Source organism: Kitasatospora sp. NPDC057738, assembly GCF_042798815.1.
Lineage (GTDB): Bacteria > Actinomycetota > Actinomycetes > Streptomycetales > Streptomycetaceae > Kitasatospora > Kitasatospora lactacystinica.
In genome coordinates this window covers 13743-29109 of the sequence record NZ_JBHVJT010000078.1, presented here as the reverse complement: position 1 = coordinate 29109, position 15367 = coordinate 13743, and the positions used below count along the sequence as shown (strand labels likewise).

The following is a 15367-nucleotide window of genomic DNA, read 5'->3' as shown; positions in this document are numbered from 1 at the left end:
CGATGGGAGCGGCCATGCCGTCCTACCCCTTCCACACCACCCGCGAGGACCTGCGCATCCCGCTGCCCGACGGCACCCGGCTGGCCGCCCGGCTGTGGCGGCCGGTCGGTGACGAGCCCGGCCCCGCGCTGCTGGAGTACTCCGGCGGCCGCCTCACCGACCGGACCGCCGCCGAGGACGCCCGCCGCCACCCCTGGTACGCGGGCCACGGCTACGCCGCCGTCCGGGTCGACACCCGCGGGCACGGCAACTCCGAGGGCATCCCCGGCGAACCCGGCGGCGAACAGGAGCTGGCCGACGGCGCCGCCGTGGTCGACTGGCTCGCCCGCCGCCCCTGGTGCAACGGCCGGCTCGGCCTGCTCGGCACCGGCACCGCCGGCACCACCGCCCTGCGGCTCGCCGCCCGCACCCCCGGCACCGTCGGCGCCGTCGTCACCGCCTGCCCCGAGGGCGGCCACCGGCTCGGCGGGGCCGTGCTCGCCGCCGACCTGCACACCCGGCTCACCGCCCTGGTCGCCGACGCCGCCCTGCCGCCGGACCCGCGGCACGTCGGCGACGCCTGGCGGGCCGCCTGGCTGGCCCGGCTGGAGGCGCTGCAGCCGCCCGTCGACGACTGGCTCGCACCCCGCGAGAGCACCGTCCCGGTGTCCGTGCCCGCCCTCGCCGTGGCCGGCTGGGGCGACCCGTCCTGCTCCTTCGTGCTGCGGCTGCTCGCCGAGTCCCCGACCGCGCGCGCCCTGATCGGCCCCTGGCCGCACGGCCTGCCCGAGGCCGCCCTGCCCGACACCCTGCGCTGGTGGGACCACTGGCTGCGCGGCATCGACAACGGCGCCCTCAAGGAACCCGCCCTGCGCACCTGGCTCGCCACCCGCTGGACCGGGGACGAGGCCTGGCCCTCCCCCGACGTCCGGGAGATCCACTACGGCCTGGACGGGCCGCTGCGCACCGCCGGCACCGCCGCCCACGACCGGTACGTCCCGGTCCGGTCCCCGCAGCACACCGGCCTGAACGCGGGCGCCTACGTCCCCCACGGCCGTCCCGCCGACCGGCCGCCGGACCAGCGCGAGGAGGACGGCCGCTCGGTCTGCTTCGACTCCCAGCCGCTGCCCGAACCCGTCGAGCTGCTCGGCGCCCCGACCGTCCGGCTGCGGCTGCGCGAGGACGGGGCACCCGTCCAGGTGACGGTCCGGCTGTGCGCGGTCGGCCCGGACGGCACCTCGGAGCTGGTCACCCGGGGCTTCCTGGTCGCCGACGGGCCCGACGCCGAGGTCGAGCTCGCGGCCTGCGCCTGGACGGTCCCGGCCGGGCACCGGCTGCGGCTCGCCCTCTCCTCGGTCTACTGGCCCTGGGTCTGGCCCCCCGCGGAGGACACCGGGTACGGCGTCGACCCGTCCCGCTCCACCCTGAGCCTGCCGGTGCGCCACCTCGCCGCCGACGTCGGCGCCCCGCCCGTCACCTTCGAGCCCCCGGTGCTGCCCGCACCGCTCGACATCCACCTCACCGAACCGCTCACCGTCCGGCCCGAACACCTCACCGTGCACGACATCGGCCGCCACGAGTGGCGCGCCGAGCTCTCCCCCGCCACCGACGGCACCCGCACCCACCCCGACGGCCTGGTCCGCGACGAACACACCGTCACCGCCTACCGGGTGCTCGCCGGCGCCCCGCTCAGCGCCCAGGCCCGCACCGACCGCACCGTCCGGCTGGAGCGGCCCGACATCGGCTGGGACGTCACCGTCCAGACCCGCACCCAACTGCGCTGCGACGCCGAACACTTCATCAGCGTCGTCCAGCTGCGGGCGCTGGAGGCCGGCTCGGTGGTGTTCGCCCGGGAGTGGCAGCACCAGGTGCCCCGCGGGCCGTCCTGAACGCGACCGTTCGTGATGTGACAATGCCCTTACCAGAAGCGCGAGTCGGGGAGGGCGGGCATGCTGGACGAGTCGGTGTTCCGGACCGAGGACGTGGATCCACCGGACCGCTTCGAGTACTGGCGGCACCGACTCGCCGAGAGGAGCGCTCCGTTCGAGGCCAGCACCGGACACGCCGTCGACTTCCGGGCGGACCTGCGCGTCCTGACGCTCGGTGAGCTACAGCTCTGGAACATGGAGAGCCCGCCGATCACCGTACGCCGGCCGGCGCGCCTGATCCGCTCGTCCGACCCGGAGTTCTACCTCCTCTCGCTCCCCGTCCCCGGCGCCGGCCCCGCGGCCAGGTCCGACGGCCACGGCGAGTGGCGCCCTCGGGACCTGGTGATGTACGACAGCGTCCGACCCATCTCCCTCCAGGTGAACACCGACGATCCGCGCCGGCAGATCCACGGGACCTGGCTGACCATCCCCCGGCAGGCGCTGCCGCTGCCCCCGGACAAGGTGGCCGAGCTGATCGCCCGCCGGATGCCCGGGGGCGAAGGGGTGGGCGCCCTGCTCGTCCAACTGCTCGCCGGCATCGCCGCCGACACCGGCGCCTACCGCACCGGCGACGCGCCCCGGCTGGGCGCCGCCGCCCTCGACCTGGTGTCGGCACTGCTCGCCCACCACCTCGACGCCGAGGACGCCGTACCACCGGAGAGCCGGCGCCGAGCACTGGTCCAACGGATCCGGGCCTTCATCCGCGCCCACCTGCACGAGCCGGACCTCAACCCCGGCGCCGTCGCCGCCGCGCACCACATCTCGGTCAGCTACCTGCACCGCCTCTTCGAGGCCGAGGAGGAGACCGTCGCCGCCTGGATCCGCCGCCAGCGCCTCGAACGGGCCCGCCGCGACCTCGCCGACCCGGCCCTGGCCGCCACCCCCGTCCACGTCATCGCGGCCCGCTGCGGGTTCCCCCGCGCCGCCGACTTCAGCCGCGCCTTCCGCGGCGCGTACGGGCTGCCGCCCCGCGACTACCGCCACGGCGGCGCCGCGACGGCCACGGGTGGACGCTGAGCGAAGCGGACGTGGACCGGCTGCTAACGACAACCCCACTGGGGGGTCGGCAAGCTGATGTCGTGTCCACCACGGGGGCTCCTCCGGTGGACACGGACCGACACCAGCACCCTCGAAGGGGGAACATCCATGTCCAGCAACGGAACCCGGCCCCGCACGACCCTGCGATCCGCCGCCGCCGTCGGCATCGCCGCCCTGACGCTCGGGCTCACCGCCCTCGGCGGCGGCCAGGCCGTCGCCGCGCCGCAGGCCGACCCGCTCACGTTCGGGACGCCCGTCACCCTGTCGGAGTCCGCGATCACGGCGGACAGCCTGCCGTGCATCACCAGCCCCGGGGTGAAGACCTGCTTCGACAAGGCCGGCGACAAGGTGCTCGTGCTCGACACCGCGAAGGACGGCTTCTCCGCCGTCGGCCGGTGGAGCACCGACTACGGCCGCACCGGCGCGTGCCGCAACGCCCTCGGCGTCGGCAAGTGGGCGGAGTGCAACTACGACATGCGCGAGACGGGGCACATCCAGCTGAACAACGCCCTCTACGACGGCGACACCGGGCTGCTGGTGCTGACCAACACGTACTCGGGCTGGCTGTCGATCGGCTGACCCGCCGGCGGCCCCGCCGCTCTCCGCCCGTACGACGGGCGGGGAGCCGCAGGGCGCGGCGCCCGTCCCGCTACGCGTGCTCGGCCAGGACCTCGGCGATGACGTGGCGGGCGATGGCGGTCATCCTCGGGTCGCTGTCCCGGTAGTAGGCGACCTCCAGCAGGGCGATCGACAGGGCCCAGCCGCGGGCCCGGGCCCAGGCCGCGTCGTCGGGGGCCGCGGCCGCGCGGAACGCCTCACGGGCGGCGGCGGGCAGGACGTACCAGGCGGGGATCAGGTCGACGGCCGGTTCGCCCAGGCCCGCACAGCCGAAGTCGATGACCGCGCTCAGCCGGCCGTCCGGGGAGACCAGCAGGTTGCCGGGCTGGAGGTCACTGTGGAGCCAGACCGGGGGGCCGGCGGGCGCGGGGGCGCGCAGCGCGTGCTCCCAGGCGGCGGCCACGGCGGCGGCGTCGACCAGGTCCGGCACGGCCGCGATCGCCTTCCTCGTCCCGGTGTCCCGGTCCGCCAGCGACTCGCTGCGGTAGGCGGCGGGCGCGCCGGCCGGGTCGATCCCGCGCATCGCGGTCACGAAGTCCGCCAAGTCCCGGGCCAGCAGACCGGGTTCGGCAGTCCGGCCGGCCGTCGGGGTGTCGCCGTCGATCCAGCGCAGCACCGACCAGGGCCAGGGGCAGCCGTCGACCGGCCCGCCCACGGCCAGCGGGACCGGCACCGGGACCGGCAGCCGCGGGGCCAGGCGGCGCAGCCAGACGTCCTCCTTGGCGATCTCCTCGACCACCCCGGGGATCCGCGGGATGCGCACCACCAGCTCCGCGCCCAGCCGGTACATCGCGTTGCTGGTCCCGGCCGGTTCCACCGGCTCGACCGGCAGACCGGCCCATTGCGGGAACTGCTCGGCGACCATCCGGCGCACCAGGGCCTCGTCGATGTCCAGTTCGTCGGCGTGCAGCTTGCGGGAGGAGGCCATGGTGCCCGACCCTGCCACCCGCCTGCCGGGCCGGGCAACCGAATTGCCGCGCCAGGCCGGAGGGCGAGCCGCTAGCCCGGGTGGACCGCGCCCGCGGCGATCAGGCCGGGCAGCTGGCGCATGTCGTCGAAGACCACGGTGCCCGGCCCGGCCAGCCGCTCCGCGACCGTGACGCCGCCCGCGTAGCCGAGCGCGCGCATCCCTGCGGCGCGGGCGGCCTCGACGCCGGGCCGGCTGTCCTCGACCACCACGCAGGCGGCCGGGTCGACGCCCATCGAGCGCGCGGCGTGCAGGAAGAGGTCGGGGGCGGGCTTGCCGCGGGCGACCTCGGTGGCGCTGAAGATCCGTCCGGCGAAGTGGTCGTGGAGGCCGGTGCGGCCCAGGGTGTGGCGCATCTTCTCGTGGGTGCCGCTGGAGGCCACGCAGGTGGGCAGGGTGATCGCGGCCAGGGCTTCCGGGAGGCCGGCCACGGGGGTCAGCCCGGCGTCCACCGCCTCGGCGTGCAGTTCGACGAAGCGCTTGCTCCACAGGACGGCCGTCTCGGCGCCCAGCCGTTCGGCGACCGTCGCCCGGTTGGCGGCCTCGGACCGTCCGACGAAGAGCTCGATCGCCTCCGCCTCGGTAAGCGGCCAGCCGTGCTCCGCCCCCAGGCGCACCAGCACCCGGACGGCGATCACCTCGCTGTCCACCAGGACGCCGTCGCAGTCGAAAATCACCAGCTCTATCGGCTTGATCATCCGACCAGCATAGGCCGGTGCGCACCCGGGGGCGGTGACCGTCGAACCAGCCACCGCCCCTTGGGCGTTACCCGGTCAGCCGGTCTGGACGGAGGTGTCGTCGATCACGAAGCTGGTCTGGAGCGAGGCGTCCTCGGTCCCGGCGAACTTCACGGTGACCGTCTGGCCCGCGTAGGCCGACAGGTCGAAGGTGCGCTGCTGGTAGCCGGCCGCGGCGTCCACGTTGGAGTAGGTCTTCAGCGCGGTGCCGTTGACCGACACGGTCAGCTTGTCGTACGCGGTGCTGCCCGACTCGGCGGTGTCGATGTGCAGCCAGAAGCTCAGCGTCGCCTTGCAGCCCGACGGGATGCTCACCGTCTGCGACAGCGAGTCCGAGTGGGTCGAGCCGTAGCCGTTCATCCACGCCTTCCAGGAGCCGCCGTGGGCCGCCTGGGAGGAGCTGTTGTCCACCACGCCGCTCGACGTCGTCCACGGGGTGGCGGTGCCGGTCTCGAAGCCCGCGTTGCCCAGCAGCTGCGCCGGGGTGCAGCTGCCGCCACCGGTGGAGACCGCCCAGGTGAAGGAGGTGGAGGCCGACTTGCCCGCGGCGTCCGTGACGGTGACGGTCACGGTGGAGCTGCCCGCGGTGGAGACGGTGCCCGCGATGACGCCGGTGGAGGAGTTGATCGACAGCCCGGCGGGCAGGCCGGTCGCGGCGTAGGACAGCGGGGCGGTGCCACCGGAGGCGTTGATCTGGAGGTTGACCGCACCGCCGACGGCGGTGGACTGGTTGCCCGGGTTGGTCACCGAGACGGCGCTGCCGGCCGGCTTGGTGAGCAGGCAGCCGGCCACGTTGAGGTCGATGGCCCGGGTGGAGGAGTTCAGGCAGGTGGTGAACCAGTACGTCTCCTCGCCGTAGCTCTGGCCCTTGTAGGCCTTGGTGGTGCCGTCGGCGGCCACCTCGCACGGGTTGTTGAGGGTGCACATGGCGCCGTCGTCATTGCCGGTGTTGTTGATGCCGATGATCCGCCCGCTGGCGGAGTCGACGATCGGCGAACCGGAGGTGCCGTGCGTGGTGTTGCACCCGGAGCTGTAGCGCAGCGAGTCGTGCCAGGTCCAGGCGTCCTCGCGCAGGGTCGGCACGAAGCCGTTGACGGAGCAGTTCCAGACCTGCTTCCAGTACGACGAGGGTATGTACATCGACGCGCCGTCGGTCGGGTGCGAGTCGCTGATCGTCAGCGCGGTGGCGCCGTACTTGGAGCTGATCGACCCGTAGGTGTCGGTGAGTTGGTAGAGGGCGACGTCGGTGCCGGTCATGGTCGCGTAGAGCAGCTTGTCGGCCTGGACGGTGCCCAGGCTGTTGCCCGCGCCGTCCAGCAGGGTGCCGCTGCGGCTGGCGGTGGTGTTCTGGATGACCTGGCCGGCCGAGGGCATGGTCGGCAGGCAGTGCCCGTTGGTGAGCATCAGCGCGCGGTCGCCGGCCACCGAGGTGGGGTAACGGACCAGCGAGGCCGAGCAGTTGCTCAGGGCGATGGTGGACGTCAGGTCGGCCGCCTGGACGGCCTGCGCGGGGGCGGCGGCGAAGGCCAGCCCGCCCGCGACGACGGCACTGGTACCGGCCACCGCGACAAATCTCTTGAACATGGCTCTCCTTGTGGGGGATCGCGGGGTGTACGACTGGTCGCCGACGCCCGCGCCGCACGAAAGTGCCATGGCCACTTCAAGAGGTCAAGGATTGTGACCGAACTCGCCACTGCCCGGCACGGGTCGTGCCATCCGAAGGCAACGACCCGTCCCGGTATGCCCGTTACGGGTCGGGCTACGGCTGCGGGGCGGAGTTCACGGTCTGCCCCTCGATCTTGGCTCCGCCCTTGCCGTCGTTCACGCCGATGACCACGTTCCAGGCCGCCACGCTCGGCGTGAAAGCATACGATTCCTGGTACTTGATGAACTGACGGTTCTCGGTGAACTGCTTCGCCTCGGAGTCCCAGTCCACCCCAGTGGTGTAGTAGAAGTCGTACGAACCGTCCTCGACACCCTCGACAGTGGCCAGCCGGCCCTTGGCCGCGTACACCGAGGCCACCGACTTCCCGCCCTGGGCGAGCGTGAAGACCGCGTCATTCGAACCCTGGTTGTCGAACTTCAACGTCCCCTTGCCGCCCTTCCCGCCCTCGCGGACCATGGTCCCGTTCTCAAGGGACCTGGGCTGCGGCTGCGGAGCGGGCAGCTGCGGGACGGTGAACGCGGTCCGGTACCCAGCCGTCGTCAGCTTGGCCAGAGCCGCCGAGACGCCCTGCAGCGCCTGTCCGGCACCGAGACGTGCCTGGGCGACACCCAGCCCGCAGAGCTTCTTGCTCCAGATGTCGGCGCTGAGCGCCGAGGTCTCGAGCGTGAGCGCTTCCAGGGCGTTCACCAGATCTGTGCGCGCCGCCTCCGCCCCCGCCGGGGTCACGGCGGAGTTCAGGCTCCGGGCGGCACGACCGGCGCTGGAGCCGACGACACCGAGCGCCTTCGCGAGATCGGCAGGGGTCGTGGCCGCCGCCGCCTTCCCCAACCCGCTATCAACCGGTTCGAGGGCCTGACCGAGCACCGTGCCGTAAGGCGTCGCCGAGGCGCTCGGCGCCGCCGTCCCACCCCCGCCGGAGCAGGCCGCGAGCAGCAGCAGCCCGCCGACCGCCAGACCCGCCCCACCCGAAGACCCCGCGAACCGCATCGACTTCACGACCCCACCCCACTGTCATCCGCCGCGCACTCCCCGTACGCGTCGGGGCGACATGCTGCCGAGCACGAACCACCCGGGTCAACCCGATAAGGACGATCATCGGAAGGGGCCGCCCCGGGGCCTCCACGGAGGTCAACTACGATCGGGCTCGTGCTCAGTCTCACCGGACTCCCGCTCCAGATCATCGCCTCCCTCCTCGCGATCGCCGTCTTCGCCGCCACCATGTGGCTCTGGCCGCGGTTCGGCGGGAAGGGCTGGAAGGCGTGGCTGGGCCGGATCGGCGCGTTCCTCGCCACCCAGGTGTCGGTCCTGGCCGCGATGGGCCTGATCGCCAACAGCTACTTCGGCTTCTACAGCTCCTGGACCGACCTGCTCGGCACCAGCGGCGGGCTCGGCACGGTGGTCGACCACCAGCCCAACGCCTCCGGGGTGGCCGTCACCGGCGAGCAGAAGTTCTACTCCGCCCAGGGCTCGGACCCGGAGCGCTCCGGCCTGATCCAGAAGGTCGACGTCAAAGGGGCCGGCAGCGGTCTGACCACCGAGGCGTACGTCTACCTGCCGCCGCAGTACTTCCAGCCGGAGCACGCGAAGCAGCGCTTCCCGATGGCCCTGGTGCTCACCGGCTACCCGGGCACCCCGGAGAAGCTGATCTCGCTGATGCAGTACCCGGCGTCCACGCTGAACGCGATCGAGCAGAAGAAGCTGCCGCCGACCGTCCTGGTGATGACCCGCCCCACCCTGGTCGGCGACCGGGACACCGAGTGCGTGGACGTGCCGAACGGCCCCCAGGTGGAGACCTTCTTCACCACCGACCTGCCCAAGGCCCTCGCCACCACGTACCGGATCGGCACCGACCCGGCCAACCGGGCGGTGATCGGCAACTCCACCGGCGGCTACTGCGCGCTCAAGTTCGCGCTGCGCAAGCCCGACGCCTACCGCTCGGCGGTCGCGCTCTCCGGCTACTACAGCGCCGCCCACGACGCGACCACCGGTGACCTGTTCGGCGGCAACGACCGGCTGAAGCAGGAGAACGACCTGCTGTGGCGGCTGAAGAACCAGCCGCCCGCCCCGGTCAACCTGCTGCTGACCACCGCGTACGACGAGAACAACTACGACGAGACCAAGGCCATGATCGCGGCCTTCAAGGCCCCCACCACGATGTCCTCCATCACGCTGGACACCGCCGGCCACAACTTCCACACCTGGACCCGGGAGATCCCCCCGGCCCTGGAGTGGCTGGGCAAGCACCTCGCCGTACCGCCGTCCGCCTGACTTTCCGGATCACACGCGCCTCACACCCCCGTCTCACGGTTCTCTCAGGCACGCCACCGACGGTATGGCGCATGACCACGAGCAGCTACTCCCCTCCGGCCGGCGAACCGTGGCCCGAGGCCGCGAACTTCCCGCCACCGGAGGTGCCGCCCGGCCCGGCCCGGCCGGACCCGGCGCCGCTCTTCCCCGAGCAGCCCCTGCCGCCCGCCGGCCCCAAGGGTCCGGCGTCCTGGTCCGGCCGGCTGCGCACCCTCCCGGCCCGCGCCTGGCGCGGGCGCGCGGACGACCCGCGCTGGGTGCGCCCGGCCCTGCTGGCGCTGCTGGCCGCGACCACCGTCCTCTACCTGTGGGGCCTGAGCGCCTCCGGCTGGGCCAACTCCTTCTACTCGGCCGCCGTGCAGGCCGGCTCCCAGAGCTGGAAGGCCTTCTTCTTCGGCTCCTCGGACGCGGCGAACTTCATCACCGTCGACAAGCCCCCGGCCTCGCTGTGGCCGATGGCCCTGTCGGCGCGGATCTTCGGCCTCTCCTCGTGGTCGGTGCTGGCCCCGCAGGCGCTGATGGGAGCGGCCACCGTCGGCGTGCTGTACGCGACGGTGCGCCGCCGCTTCTCCCCGCTCGGCGGCCTGCTGGCGGGCGCCGCGCTGGCCCTCACCCCGGTCGCGGCGCTGATGTTCCGCTTCAACAACCCGGACGCGCTGCTGGTGCTGCTGCTGACGCTGGCCGCGTACGGGCTGGTGCGCGCGGTCGAGGCGGCGGGCACCCGGTGGCTGGTGTTCACCGGGGTGGTGTTCGGCCTCGCCTTCCTCACCAAGACCCTGCAGGCCTTCCTCGTGCTGCCCGCGTTCGCGGTGATCTACCTGGTCGTCGCGCCCACCGGCCTGTGGCGGCGGGTGCGGCAGCTGCTGCTCTCGGGCGCGGCGATGGTCGTGGCCGGCGGCTGGTGGGTTGCGGTCGTCGAGCTGCTGCCCGCCTCGGCCCGCCCGTACGTCGGCGGTTCGCAGGACAACAGCTTCCTCTCGCTCACCTTCGGCTACAACGGCCTCGGCCGGATCAACGGCGACGAGACCGGCAGCGTGGGCGGCGGCGCCCGGATGCCGGCCGGGCTCGACCTGCCGGGCGGTGCGATGCGCGGCGGCGGCCACGGCTGGGGGCAGACCGGGCTGACCCGGATGTTCGGCACCGACATCGGCGGACAGATCGCCTGGCTGCTGCCGGCCGCGCTGATCCTGCTGGTGGCCGCCCTCTGGGCGACCCGCCGCTGCGCCCGCACCGACACCGCCCGCGCGGCCTTCCTGGTCTGGGGCGGCTGGCTGCTCTCCACCGCGCTGATCTTCAGCTTCATGTCCGGGATCTTCCACCAGTACTACACGGTGGCGCTGGCCCCGGCCGTCGCGGCGCTGGTCGGCATGGGCGTGGACGGCCTGTGGCGGGCCCGGCACCGGCTGCCCCGGGCGCTGGTGCTGGCCGGAACGCTCGCGGTGACGGCGGTCTGGGCGTTCGTGCTGCTCGGCCGCAGCCCGGACTTCGTGCCGTGGCTGCGCTGGGCGGTGCTGGTCGGCGGGCTGCTCGCGGCGGCGGCACTGGCCGCCGGTCCGCTGGTCGTCGGCTCGCCGGCCGCCGGGTCGCCGGCCGGGCGGTTCTCCGGCCGGACCGGCGCGCGGATCGCCTCGGTGGCGGGCCTGGTGGGCCTGGCGGCGGCACTCGGCGGTCCGGCGGCGTACGCGGTGGACACCGTGAACACGCCGCACACCGGCTCGATCGTGACCGCCGGGCCGGGCGTGGACGGCGCGTCCGGACCGGGCGGCACGGGGCGCAAGGGCGGCAGGGGCTTCCCGGGCGGGCAGAACGGCCAGGGCTTCCCCGGCGGCCAGGGCTTCCCGGGCAGCGGCGCGGGGGCGGGCACCGACCACGGCAACGGCCGCCACGAGCGCGGCACCGGCAGCGGCACCGGCTTCCCCGGCGCGCAGGCCCCCGAGGGCACGGGCACCGGCGGCCTCCCCGGCGGCGCCGCGGCCGGCGGCCCGCCCCCCGGCGGCATGGGCGGCCTGCTCGACGGCCCCAAGGTGACCGGCGAGGTCGCCGCCATGCTGAAGGAGAACGCCGACCACTACACCTGGGCGGCCGCCACGGTCGGCTCGCAGACCGCCGCCGGCTACCAACTCGCCACCGGCAAACCGGTGATGGCCCTCGGCGGCTTCAACGGCACCGACCCCTCGCTGACCCTGGACGGCTTCCGGACGTACGTCCAGGAGGGCAAGGTGCACTGGTTCATCGGCGCCGGCGGCTCCCACCGCGGCTTCGGCGGCGCGGGCGGCGACGAGGGCGGGCAGCAGAACGAGTCCGCCCGGATCGCGTCCTGGGTGGCCGCCCACTTCACCGCGAAGACCATCGGCTCGACCACTTTCTACGACCTGACGGCCCCCACCTCCTGACGGTGGGCCCGCAACCCCGGAGGGGGCGTGCCGCGTTCGCGCGGCGCGCCCCTTCCGCCGTCCCCTTCCGCCGTCCCCGGCCGCCGTCCCCGGCCGCCCGTCCTCAGTCGGTCGCGCAGTGGGTGCCCGCCTCCGGCAGCCGTCCGTCCACCAGGTAGGCGGCCACCGCGTCCCGGACGCAGCTGCTCCGGTAGTAGGCCATGTGCCCGTCGCCGTCCCGGGTGAGCAGCACGCCGTGCTCCAGCCCGCCGGCCAGCCGCTGCGCCCAGGCGTACGGGGTGACCGGGTCGCCGGTGGAGCCGATCACCAGGACCGGCGCGCTGCCCGGTGCCCGGACGGGCTGCGGCAGCTCGGGCGAGCGGTACGGCCAGGCCCGGCAGTCCGGGACGAGCAGGGTGCCCGTCGGGTCGTGCCCGGTGGTCAGCGGGGCGCGGGCGGCGAGTTCGGCGAGGGCCGGGCGCAGTTCCGCGTCGGTGGGCGGCGGCGGGCCGTCCGCGCAGGAGATGGCGGCGAAGGCGTCGGCCACGCTCTGGTAGCGGCCGTCCTCGCCGCGTCCGTAGACGCTGTCGGCGAGGGCGAGCAGGCTCTCGCCCTCGCCCCGGGTGACGGCCGGTTCGATGGCGTCGCGCAGCCCGGACCAGGACTGGTGGCCGTCGGCGAGCGCGTCCAGGACCGCGCCCCAGCCGAGCGCGGCGGTGAGCGTACGGCCGTCGGCGGTGCGCAGCGGGTGCTCGCGCAGGCCGTCGAGGAAGCGGGCGAGGCGCTGCGGGGCGGTGGCCGGGTCGGGGCCGAACGGGCAGGAGTCCCCGTCCTCGGTGGCGCAGTCGGCGGCGAAGGCCCGGAACCCGTCCTCGGCGGCGACGGCCTGTTCGATGCCGAGCCGGGCGGTGGGGACGCCGTGCTCGACGGCGCCGTCGAGGACGAGCCGGCCGGTGCGCTCGGGGAACTCCTCGGCGTAGCGGGCGCCGAGGTGGGTGCCGTAGGAGAAGCCGAGGAAGTCCAGCCGGCGTTCGCCTAGGGCGCCGCGCAGCACGTCGAGGTCGCGGGCGGTGTCGCGGGTGCCGAGGTGCGGGAGCAGGTCGGCGTGCCGGGCCTCGCAGGCCTCGGCGAGGACCCGGCCGCGGCCGTAGTCCGGGTCGTCGGTGGCGTCCCACTCGTCGCGGGTGGAGTCGTCCAGGCACTGGACCGGGACGGTGTCGCCGGTGCCGCGCGGGTCGAAGCCGACCAGGTCGTAGCGGTCGTGCAGCGGCCCCTGATAGTTCTTCCAGCCCCAACGGACCATCTTGACACCGGAGTTTCCGGGCCCTCCGGGGTTGAGCAGCAGGGCCCCGAGCCGGTGCTCGCGGTCCGCGGCGGGCACCTCGGTGACAGCGACGTCGATGGTGCGGCCGCCCGGATCGGCGTAGTCCAGCGGCACCTTGAGGGTGGCGCACCGCACGACGGCCGTGTCCGGGTCGGTGCCGTCGTCGCCGGGGCAGGGCTGCCAGTCGATGTGCTGGTCGTAGAGCGCGCGCAGGGCGGGTGTCGCGGTGGCGGCGACCCGCTCGTCCAGCGGAGGCCGGGCGACACCGCCCGTGCAGCCGCTCGACAGCGCGAGGGCGAGGACGGCGGCGAGGGCGGGCACGGCGCGCCCGGACGAGCGGGGGAACCGGGAAGTGATCGGGGGCACCGCCCACGAATACCATCCGACCTGCGTCCGAAGCACATCGCACCCGCCCCCGGCCGGGGTCGACGGCCCGTCAGCCGTCGCACTGCTGGAGCATGGCCTTCTTGTCGGCGTCGGTGACGGGCAGCTGGTACTTCAGCGAGACCTGGGCGAAGCGCACCGCGTAGGAGCAGCGGATCCCGGTGTCGGCGGGCAGCCAGGCGGCCGGGCCGGAGTCGCCCTTGGAGGCGTTCTGCGAGCCGTCGGCGGGGATCAGGTTGAGCGGGTCGTTGGCGATCTGGACGCGCTTGGCCTTGTCCCACTTGCTGGCGCCCATCTGCCAGTCGTAGGAGAGCGGCATCACGTGGTCGATCTGGATCTTGGAGGCCTGCTGCTTGGTCCACTGGACGCTCTTGCCGGTGTACGGGTCCCAGATGGTCATCGCGGTGACCGTGCAGTCCGAGCCGTCCTTGTGCTCGACGCCGGTGCCGTCCCGGGCGAGCAGGTCGTTGCGGGTGTCGCACTTGTTGCCGCCGAACGGGACGCCGTCGACGTTGTCCGTCCAGGCGGGGCCGAACTCGTTGCGGTCGTAGCCGTCCTTGGTGCCGACGGCGGCGGTGGCGACCTTGGCGATGACGTCCCGGCCGGCCTTCCGCTCCTCGGGGGTGGTCAGCGGCGCCAGGCCGGGCTTGGTGCCGTCCGGGTTCTGCAGCGGGCTGGTGCCGGTGGCCCCGGCGACAGCGCCGCCACCGGGCTTGGGGCCGGTCGACTTGTGGTCGCGGCCGCCGATCAGCCAGCCGACCAGCGCGAGCGCGCATATCAGGAACACGGTGGCGGCGGACAGGGTGGTGCGGCGGGCGGGCACGGAGAACTCCCGGGATCAGGGGCGGGGTGACGGCGAACCAGCAGATCAGCCGCCCCGAGAGCAGGTCAAGCCGACGCCACGGGCCGGCCCGGAGCATGTCGAAGCTCACACCCGCTCAAGCCGCCCCGCCCCACCGGGGCGTTCAGCCGCCGATGGCCGACATCGGACGGTCGGGCCGGACGAACCGCGCGCTGCCGATGGCGTGCCCGGGCCCCTTGCCCGCCACCGCCACCCGCCAGGCCGCCTCGATCGCCGCGTCGTCCGCCCCACCGCGCAGCAGCGCCCGCAGGTCCGACTCCTCGGTCGCGAACAGGCAGGCGCGCAGCTGCCCGTCGGCGGTCAGCCGCACCCGGTCGCAGCCGCCGCAGAACGGCCGGGTGACGGAGGCGATCACCCCCACGACCGCGTCCGTGCCGGCGATCCGCCACTCCTCCGCCGGGGCGTTGCCGGGCCGGCCGACCGGCCGCAGGTCGAACCGCTCCCCCAGGCGCGCCAGGATCTCCTCCGCCGTCACCATCGCCGAGCGTTCCCAGGCGCCTTGCGCGTCCAGCGGCATCGACTCGATGAAGCGCATCCGGTACCCGTTCGCGAGGGCGAAGGCGGCCAGCTCCACGATCTCGTCGTCGTTCACCCCGCGCACCGGCACCGCGTTCACCTTCACCGGCCCCAGCCCGGCCGCCTTCGCTGCCGCCAGCCCCGCGAGCACGTCACCGATGCGGTCCCGCCGGGTGATCGCCGCGAACCGCTCCGGGCGCAGCGTGTCCAGGCTGACGTTCACCCGCCCCAGCCCCGCCTCGCGCAGCCCGGCGGCCGTACGCGCCAGCCCGATCCCGTTCGTCGTCAGCGACAACTCCGCGCCCAGCGCCGCGATCCGCCCGACCAGCCCGGTCAGCCCCCGCCGCAGCAGCGGCTCCCCGCCCGTCAGCCGCACCGAGCGCATCCCCAGCCGCTCCACCGCGATCCGCACCAGCCGCACGACCTCGTCGTCCCCCAGCACCTCGGCACGCGCGAGCCAGGCGGGCCCCTCCGCCGGCATGCAGTACGTGCAGCGCAGGTTGCAGCGATCGGTCAACGACACCCGCAGATCGGTGTGGACCCGGCCGAAGCGGTCCACCAGCGGGCGGGGCGCGGCCCCGGGTGCGGGCGGGGGTGCGGTGTTCATCGCCCCAGTACAGGGGGCCCGGGCCCGGCCCGGCCAGCGGCCGAACCGCCGGGCCGCGGCCG

11 protein-coding genes and 2 pseudogenes are annotated in these 15367 nt (G+C 74.2%); 5 read left to right on the top strand and 8 right to left on the bottom strand.

Annotated features, from left to right (window positions below):
* The first annotated feature begins 14 nt into the window (after nt 1-14).
* The 3 genes from ACFVGO_RS32280 (at nt 15) to ACFVGO_RS32270 (ending at nt 3524) form a co-directional block, all read left to right on the top strand.
* Nucleotides 15-1868 (top strand): CocE/NonD family hydrolase, encoded by a 1854-nt coding sequence (locus ACFVGO_RS32280; protein ID WP_380635627.1) that lies wholly within the window; start codon nt 15-17, stop codon nt 1866-1868.
* A gap of 60 nt (nt 1869-1928) precedes the next feature.
* Nucleotides 1929-2924 carry a helix-turn-helix domain-containing protein gene (locus tag ACFVGO_RS32275; protein WP_380635625.1) on the top strand — a complete coding sequence of 332 codons (996 nt, stop codon included), beginning with the start codon at nt 1929-1931 and terminating at the stop codon, nt 2922-2924.
* A 129-nt stretch (nt 2925-3053) separates the two neighbouring features.
* Nucleotides 3054-3524: a hypothetical protein gene (locus ACFVGO_RS32270; RefSeq protein ID WP_380354351.1), complete on the top strand. Its 471-nt coding sequence runs from the start codon at nt 3054-3056 to the stop codon at nt 3522-3524.
* Nucleotides 3525-3594: 70 nt separating this feature from the next.
* Here the strand turns inward: ACFVGO_RS32270 and ACFVGO_RS32265 are convergent, their stop codons facing one another.
* From ACFVGO_RS32265 to ACFVGO_RS32245, 5 genes and pseudogenes are all read right to left on the bottom strand, one after another.
* Nucleotides 3595-4491, bottom strand: coding sequence for an aminoglycoside phosphotransferase family protein (locus tag ACFVGO_RS32265; RefSeq protein ID WP_380635623.1), 897 nt, complete (start codon nt 4489-4491; stop codon nt 3595-3597).
* 71 nt (nt 4492-4562) lie between these two features.
* Nucleotides 4563-5228, bottom strand: coding sequence for an HAD family hydrolase (locus ACFVGO_RS32260; protein WP_380354345.1), 666 nt, complete (start codon nt 5226-5228; stop codon nt 4563-4565).
* A gap of 75 nt (nt 5229-5303) precedes the next feature.
* Nucleotides 5304-6029, bottom strand: a pseudogene (locus tag ACFVGO_RS32255) (putative Ig domain-containing protein); the annotation flags it as partial.
* A gap of 204 nt (nt 6030-6233) precedes the next feature.
* Nucleotides 6234-6851 (bottom strand): annotated as a pseudogene (locus tag ACFVGO_RS32250) (serine protease); the annotation flags it as partial.
* A gap of 175 nt (nt 6852-7026) precedes the next feature.
* Nucleotides 7027-7929, bottom strand: a complete 903-nt coding sequence (locus ACFVGO_RS32245) for a hypothetical protein (protein ID WP_380635621.1) — start codon at nt 7927-7929, stop codon at nt 7027-7029.
* A 150-nt stretch (nt 7930-8079) separates the two neighbouring features.
* Between ACFVGO_RS32245 and ACFVGO_RS32240 the strand changes: the two genes are divergently transcribed.
* Nucleotides 8080-9201, top strand: coding sequence for an alpha/beta hydrolase (locus tag ACFVGO_RS32240; protein WP_380354340.1), 1122 nt, complete (start codon nt 8080-8082; stop codon nt 9199-9201).
* Nucleotides 9202-9272: 71 nt separating this feature from the next.
* Complete coding sequence (locus ACFVGO_RS32235; RefSeq protein WP_380635619.1) at nt 9273-11633, top strand: glycosyltransferase family 39 protein; 2361 nt, start codon at nt 9273-9275, stop codon at nt 11631-11633.
* Between the two features lie 103 nt (nt 11634-11736).
* On the opposite strand, the gene ACFVGO_RS32230 is transcribed toward ACFVGO_RS32235, so the two are convergent.
* The 3 genes from ACFVGO_RS32230 to moaA form a co-directional block, all read right to left on the bottom strand.
* The gene (locus ACFVGO_RS32230; RefSeq protein WP_380354335.1) at nt 11737-13302 is read right to left on the bottom strand and encodes an alpha/beta hydrolase; all 1566 of its coding nucleotides are present in this window, start codon (nt 13300-13302) and stop codon (nt 11737-11739) included.
* 70 nt (nt 13303-13372) lie between these two features.
* Entirely contained in the window at nt 13373-14143 is a 771-nt protein-coding gene (locus ACFVGO_RS32225) for an HNH endonuclease family protein (protein ID WP_359907996.1), read from the bottom strand.
* Between the two features lie 142 nt (nt 14144-14285).
* Nucleotides 14286-15305, bottom strand: coding sequence for a GTP 3',8-cyclase MoaA (gene moaA / locus ACFVGO_RS32220; protein ID WP_380635616.1), 1020 nt, complete (start codon nt 15303-15305; stop codon nt 14286-14288).
* Between the last annotated feature and the right edge of the window lie 62 nt (nt 15306-15367).

Bases quoted from the DNA above. Each gene is read 5' to 3' on its own strand.
- ACFVGO_RS32280 (WP_380635627.1), top strand. From the start codon at position 15: ATGCCGTCCTACCCCTTCCACACCACCCGCGAGGACCTGCGCATCCCG.
- ACFVGO_RS32275 (WP_380635625.1), top strand. From the start codon at position 1,929: ATGCTGGACGAGTCGGTGTTCCGGACCGAGGACGTGGATCCACCGGAC.
- ACFVGO_RS32270 (WP_380354351.1), top strand. From the start codon at position 3,054: ATGTCCAGCAACGGAACCCGGCCCCGCACGACCCTGCGATCCGCCGCC.
- ACFVGO_RS32265 (WP_380635623.1), bottom strand. From the start codon at position 4,491: ATGGCCTCCTCCCGCAAGCTGCACGCCGACGAACTGGACATCGACGAG.
- ACFVGO_RS32260 (WP_380354345.1), bottom strand. From the start codon at position 5,228: ATGATCAAGCCGATAGAGCTGGTGATTTTCGACTGCGACGGCGTCCTG.
- ACFVGO_RS32235 (WP_380635619.1), top strand. From the start codon at position 9,273: ATGACCACGAGCAGCTACTCCCCTCCGGCCGGCGAACCGTGGCCCGAG.
- moaA (WP_380635616.1), bottom strand. From the start codon at position 15,305: ATGAACACCGCACCCCCGCCCGCACCCGGGGCCGCGCCCCGCCCGCTG.